Origin of the sequence: Moraxella sp. (assembly GCF_024227015.1) — a bacterium.
In the GTDB taxonomy this organism is placed as follows: Bacteria; Pseudomonadota; Gammaproteobacteria; order Pseudomonadales; family Moraxellaceae; genus Moraxella.
In genome coordinates, this window is sequence record NZ_JAAELD010000349.1 from 1 (window position 1) to 6,398 (window position 6,398).

The following is a 6,398-nucleotide window of genomic DNA, read 5'->3' on the forward strand; positions in this document are numbered from 1 at the left end:
CATAGTTATTTATTTTAAAAATCTAAGGAGAAGCTCATGCCAGTCGGTGATGTTAGTCTTGTGCCATTGTTGTCCGTTGATGGCGTAAAAATCGGTATTTGTGAAGCAGGTGTTCGTTATGCAAACCGCCGTGATTTGACGGTGTTTGAGATAGATGATGGGGCGAGCGTGGCGGTCGTTACCACGCAAAACTACTTTGTGGCAGCCCCTGTGCAAATTGTGCGTAAGCATATCCAAACGCACACACCACGCTATCTACTCATTAATACAGGTAACGCCAATGCAGGCACGGGGCAGGACGGCATAGATAGAGCGTTGGCGACTTGTCAAGCGTTGGCGGATAAAATAGGCGTGAATGCGTGCGAAGTGTTACCATACTCTACAGGCGTGATTGGCGAGACTCTGCCGAGCGAGCGGATTATTGCAGGGCTTGATAAGGCATTGGCGGACTTGACAGCGGACAACTGGCTAAACTCTGCTCATAGTATTATGACGACCGACACCACCCCCAAAGGGCATAGCGTGCAGACCACGATAGACGGCACGACCTACACAGTAACGGGTATCAGTAAAGGGGCAGGCATGATACGCCCAAACATGGCGACCATGCTGGGCTTTGTGGCGACAGATGCTCGTATCAGCCCAGAATTGCTCCAAAAAATCTTGGTAGACTTAACCAATCAATCCTTCAATCGCATTACCATTGATGGCGATACGTCCACCAACGACTGCTGTACGCTCATTGCCACAGGCAAGGTGGGCGATTTGATAGACAGCGAAAACCACGTCCATTATCAAGCCATTTATCAAGCCATTAAAGAAGTGATGTTAAAAATCGCCCAGCTCATCGTACGAGACGGCGAAGGGGCGACCAAATTCATCACGATTAAGGTAACAGGCGGCAAGACCACAGATGACTGTGCCAAAGTCGCCTACGCAGTGGCTCATTCACCTCTTGTCAAGACGGCATTTTTCGCGTCCGACCCGAACTGGGGGCGGATTTTGGCGGCGGTGGGCTATGCGGGCGTACCATTTGACCAAAGCCGTGTGAGCGTATCGCTCGATGAGATTGCCATTTGTCAGCGTGGCGGACTGGCGGACGGCTATACCGAAGAGCAGGGGCAGGCGGTCATGAGTCGCCCTGAGATAACTGTCAGCATTGATTTGGGGCAGGGCGATTGTACCGATACGGTTTACACTTGTGATTTGTCTCATGAATATGTCAGTATCAATGCTGATTATCGCAGCTAGTTCATCCAGTTTCTATTGTCATAAATGTTTCATTGGGGTGGTGTAAACTGCCCCAAATTGTATGTAACCACTAAGTTAATTTAAAAACTGTTTGTAAAAATCATCACAAACCTCTAAAATATCGCCAATTTTCCATCATCCGAGATGCAACATGAGAAAAATTTCTATTCTACTAACCATCGCTTTATCTGCCTTTATCCTACAAGGCTGCGTTCATAAAGTCGTCACCATGCCAGTCAAAGTCGCCTACAAAACGACCAAAGGCGTGGTTAAAGGCACCACCAAAGTCGTCAAAGCAGTCGTGCCAGGCGACAGCAAAAAGGACGATGATTAAGATTTATTGTTAATTTTTGCTAATTTAAAATGATATAAAGTTTTAAAATTAAGTTTTTTAATTTATTTCATATATAATAGCGCATTTTTTTAGCATGGATTTGGCTTATATTAATTGGTTAATGACCGATTAATGTAACCCAAATCTTTTTTTATTTCACAACATAAGGCAATTTCGCCTTTGGATTTTTTATGAAAAAAATATTGATTACGATTGCAATCTTGTTGGCAATTCTATTGATTGCCATCATTGCATTCTTATATCGCCCTGTAGCCTCAAAATCGGTCGCTGCTGACGGCGAGACCGTCGATGTGGTATTGATCGGTGGTGGCATCATGTCGGCAACGCTTGGTACTTACCTAACCGAGCTTGAGCCAAATTGGCAAGTGCGCATGTTTGAGCGCCTTGATAAAGTTGCCCAAGAGAGCTCAAACGGCCTAAATAACGCAGGTACAGGTCACTCTGGCTTTATGGAGATGAACTATACGGCTGAAGCCAAAGATGGCAGCATCTCTATTGAGCGCGCTGAGAAAATTGCTGCGCAGTTTGAAGTGTCAAAGCAGTTCTGGTCACATCAAGTAAAGGCTGGCGCACTTGGCGAACCAACGACTTTTATTAATCCTGTGCCGCACATCGCCTTTGTATGGGGTGACAGCGTTGATTTTCTAAAACGTCGCCATGAAGCAATGATTAAGTCACCGCTTTTTAGTGACATGGTATATACAGAAGACAAAGCGGTCATCGGTCAATGGGCGCCACTGGTCACCAAAGGTCGTGATGAAGCACAAAAAATCGCTGCCACGCGCATGGACATTGGTACCGACGTGAACTACGGCGCGATTACAACTCAGCTTGTCGATCACCTAAACAAAAATCAAAACTTCAAGCTGTCTACACAGTCAGAAGTTGCAGGCATTAGCCGTAATGATGACAATACTTGGACAGTTAGCGTTAAGAACCTAAAAGACGGCACAACCACTCACACCAAGACGCGCCATGTGTTCATCGGTGCTGGCGGTGCTGCCATTAAGCTACTACAGATGACGGGTCTGCCTGAGAGCAAATACTACGCAGGCTTCCCTGTGGGCGGTCTGTTCTTGATGACCGACAACCCTGAAGTTGTCAACGCACATACCGCCAAAGTCTATGGCCGTGCTGAACTTGGTGCGCCTCCGATGAGCGTACCACACATCGACACACGCTATATTGATGGCAAAAAATATGTCCTGTTTGGTCCATTTGCAACTTACTCTAATAAGTTCCTAAAAAATGGCTCACAAACCGACCTAATGTCATCAGCCACCAAAGACAATGCCGTACCAATGGCAACTGCCGGTCTTGAGAATTTGGACTTGGTGAAATACCTAGTTAGCCAAGTGTCATTGTCTGACAATCAAAAACTTGCCGAGCTTCAAAAATACTACCCAGAAGCCAAGTGGGAAGATTGGACAGAAGCCCAAGGCGGTCAACGTGTTCAGATCATCAAAACTGTTCCAGGTGAAAAAACCAAGCTACAGTTCGGTACTGAGCTATTCGTATCGCAAGATGCCTCTGTAACAGCATTGCTTGGCGCATCTCCTGGTGCATCTACCTCACCTTATATGATGCTTGATCTACTGGCAAAAGCATTCCCAGCCAAAGTAGAAGGCGAGTGGAATAATAAACTGGTACAAATCATCCCATCATACGGTCAAGATTTGGCAGCAAACCCTGCGCTACTAGACCAAGTGCGTACCGAGACCAGTCGCACTTTAGGCTTAGTTTATACCTCAAAAACCGGCACACTACCTGCATCAAAAGATGGCGCTAAGGTACCAGCACCAACTCAGTTCACTCCATCTCCTGATGCCAAAAAGCCAGTGGTTGTGATTGAACCTGATGCACAAAAACCAGCGGCATAATATTTAAACCTAACAACAAAAAAGAGCGGACTAAGGTTCGCTCTTTTTTGTTGCCTTAAAAGCACGTAAATACTTAAAAAATACTTGCAGAGAATAGTAAGTTGGTTTAAGATAATAAAAAATGAATTTTGGTTCAGTTTTTATTATCTCATAAAAAAGGAGTTTTTATGTCAAATCCGGTCATCATCTCAGCCTCTCGCACACCCATGGGGGCGTTCCAAGGGGCATTTGCCAGTCTGTCATCGCCACAGCTTGGGGCGGTCGCCATTCGTTCGGTACTTAATAAAGCAGGCGTGTCCGATGATAAGATAGACGAAGTTGTCATGGGGTGCGTACTGTCAGCAGGCGTGGGTCAAGCCCCTGCTCGTCAAGCCATGAGACTAGCCAACATGCCTGATAGCGTCGGGGCAACCATGATAAATAAAGTCTGTGGTTCAGGACTCATGTCTGTCATGAATGCATGCAATGCCATCAAAGCAGGCGACAAATCTGCCGTCATCGCAGGGGGTATGGACTCTATGACCAATGCGCCGTATGTCCTACCTAAGGCTCGTGGGGGCTTTCGCATGGGTCATGGCGAAGTTCGTGATCTGATGTTTTTTGACGGCTTACAAGATGCCGAATCAGGCAAACTCATGGGCGTATATGCTCAAGAAATGGCGGACAAAAAGAGCTATACTCGCACCCAAATGGACGATTTTGCCATTTCATCGCTCAAAAAAGCCATGAGCGCCATCGACAACGGTTATTTTAAGGATGAGATTTGCCCTGTAACCGTTAGCACTCGCAAGGGCGATGTCGTGGTGGATACGGACGAACAACCTGCCAACGCCAACATTGACAAAATCCCAACCCTAAAACCTGCCTTCGCCAAAGACGGCACAATCACCCCTGCCAATGCAAGCTCCATCTCGGACGGAGCGTCTGCGGTACTGGTGGCAAGCGCTGAATTTGCCAAAGCCAATAATTTGTCTGTACTGGCTCGGATAGTCGCCCACGCAAGCCACGCCCAGCACCCAAGCGAGTTTACCATCGCCCCTGTCGGCGCGGTGCAAAAAGTGCTAGATAAGGCAGGGTGGACGGCAAAAGACGTAGATTTATGGGAGATTAACGAAGCCTTTGCCATGGTAACATTATCTGCCATTGACGCATTTGAGTTGGATGCTGATAAAGTCAATATTCATGGCGGTGCGTGCGCCTTAGGGCACCCTTTAGGGTCATCAGGGGCAAGAATTTTGGTCACGCTCATTCACGCCTTACAGAGAGTAGGCGGTAAAAAAGGCATTGCAAGCCTGTGCATCGGTGGCGGCGAAGCGGTCGCCATGGCGATTGAGCTGCCTTGATTTCATTTTAATTACAAAAAAGGATTTATCATGACAAAAGTATATGACAACGCCCAAACCGCTCTGGCAGATATCGTAAAAGATGGTCAAACCATTGCCGTCGGTGGCTTTGGGCTGTGCGGTATTCCCGAAGCCTTAATCACTGCCTTAAGAGATACGGGCGCTAAAGAACTGACTTGTATCAGCAATAACGCAGGCGTGGACGATTTTGGACTTGGACTACTATTACAAACTCGACAAATCAAAAAAATGATTGCGTCTTATGTCGGCGAAAACAAAGAGTTTGAACGCCAATTTTTATCAGGCGAGCTTGAAGTGGAACTCACGCCACAAGGCACGCTTGCCGAAAAACTTCGTGCAGGCGGTGCGGGCATTCCAGCATTTTTCACCAAGACAGGCGTAGGCACAAAGGTCGCTGAGGGCAAAGAAGTGCGTGAATTCGACGGCGAGGAATATCTGATGGAGCGCTCTTTGGTCGCTGATGTGTCGCTTGTCAAGGCATATAAAGCGGACAAAATGGGCAATTTGATTTTCAATAAAACCGCCCGTAACTTCAACCCCGATGTCGCCACCGCAGGTAAGATTACCGTCGTAGAAGTGGAGGAGCTTGTCGAAGTCGGGGAGCTTGATCCTGACAGCGTTCATCTGCCAGGCATCTATGTGCATCGCATCATTGTAAATGATAGCCCAGAGAAGCGCATCGAACAGCGCACCATCAAGCAAAATTAAAATCATCACAAGGAGTAACTCATGGCGTGGACAAGAGAACAGATGGCGCAACGCGCTGCCAAAGAATTACAAGACGGCTACTATGTGAATCTAGGCATTGGTTTGCCAACATTGGTCGCCAACTATATTCCAGACGGCATGACGGTTATGCTTCAATCGGAGAATGGCCTGCTTGGCATTGGGGCGTTCCCGACCGAGAGCGAGATTGACGCGGATTTGATTAACGCAGGTAAGCAGACCGTAACCGCCCAACATGGAGCGAGTTTTTTTAGCTCATCTCAGTCCTTTGGGATGATTCGCGGTGGCAAGGTTAATCTTGCCATTTTGGGAGCAATGGAAGTGTCTGAAAAGGGCGACCTTGCCAACTGGATGATTCCGGGAAAGATGGTCAAGGGCATGGGCGGAGCGATGGATCTGGTGGCAGGCGTTCAACGCGTTATCGTTCTGATGGAACAGGTTAATAAACATGGCGAACCGAAGATTCTATCTGAATGCCAGCTTCCATTGACAGGTAAAGGCGTGGTTAATCGCATCATCACCGAGCTTGGGGTGTATGATGTTACCGATAAGGGCTTGGTACTGGTGGAGCTTGCCGATGGCGTAACTTTTGGAGATGTTCAAAATGCCACACCGATTACTGTGCACCAATCTTAATTAATATCACACCACATAATATAAAAAAGACAGCTTAATTTTGAGCTGTCTTTTTATGTTTGGCTATTTATTATACAATGTTACCGCCAATCTGTTACATCGTAGCAATATTAGCATGCTATTATGAAATCAAGTAAGGGTTTTATTTAAATTAATAAAAAGTTAAGTTTTTCTAACTTTATATTA

General features: G+C 46.7%; 5 protein-coding genes and 1 pseudogene. All 6 read left to right on the forward strand.

The window, feature by feature from the left end; translation table 11 throughout:
* The first annotated feature begins 36 nt into the window (after positions 1 to 36).
* The 6 genes and pseudogenes from argJ to GY683_RS07800 all read left to right on the forward strand — a co-directional run bounded on the left by argJ (position 37) and on the right by GY683_RS07800 (position 6,212).
* Positions 37 to 1,251, forward strand: coding sequence for a bifunctional glutamate N-acetyltransferase/amino-acid acetyltransferase ArgJ (gene argJ, locus GY683_RS07775; RefSeq protein WP_297288190.1), 1,215 nt, complete (start codon positions 37 to 39; stop codon positions 1,249 to 1,251).
* 151 nt (positions 1,252 to 1,402) lie between these two features.
* A complete protein-coding gene (locus tag GY683_RS07780) occupies positions 1,403 to 1,585 on the forward strand; it encodes an NF038104 family lipoprotein (protein WP_297288191.1) in 183 nt (60 codons plus the stop codon).
* Positions 1,586 to 1,776: 191 nt separating this feature from the next.
* Positions 1,777 to 3,405 (forward strand): annotated as a pseudogene (mqo, locus tag GY683_RS07785) (malate dehydrogenase (quinone)); the annotation flags it as partial.
* 248 nt (positions 3,406 to 3,653) lie between these two features.
* On the forward strand, positions 3,654 to 4,829 hold the full coding sequence (locus GY683_RS07790; RefSeq protein WP_297288192.1) for a thiolase family protein: 1,176 nt from the start codon (positions 3,654 to 3,656) through the stop codon (positions 4,827 to 4,829).
* A gap of 30 nt (positions 4,830 to 4,859) precedes the next feature.
* The gene (locus GY683_RS07795) at positions 4,860 to 5,558 is read left to right on the forward strand and encodes a CoA transferase subunit A (protein WP_297288193.1); all 699 of its coding nucleotides are present in this window, start codon (positions 4,860 to 4,862) and stop codon (positions 5,556 to 5,558) included.
* Between the two features lie 21 nt (positions 5,559 to 5,579).
* Entirely contained in the window at positions 5,580 to 6,212 is a 633-nt protein-coding gene (locus GY683_RS07800; protein WP_297288194.1) for a 3-oxoacid CoA-transferase subunit B, read from the forward strand.
* Positions 6,213 to 6,398 lie beyond the last annotated feature (186 nt).

Coding starts and splice junctions, on each gene's coding strand:
- GY683_RS07790 (WP_297288192.1), top strand. CDS start 3,654: ATGTCAAATCCGGTCATCATCTCAGCCTCTCGCACACCCATGGGGGCG.
- GY683_RS07795 (WP_297288193.1), top strand. CDS start 4,860: ATGACAAAAGTATATGACAACGCCCAAACCGCTCTGGCAGATATCGTA.
- GY683_RS07780 (WP_297288191.1), top strand. CDS start 1,403: ATGAGAAAAATTTCTATTCTACTAACCATCGCTTTATCTGCCTTTATC.
- GY683_RS07800 (WP_297288194.1), top strand. CDS start 5,580: ATGGCGTGGACAAGAGAACAGATGGCGCAACGCGCTGCCAAAGAATTA.
- argJ (WP_297288190.1), top strand. CDS start 37: ATGCCAGTCGGTGATGTTAGTCTTGTGCCATTGTTGTCCGTTGATGGC.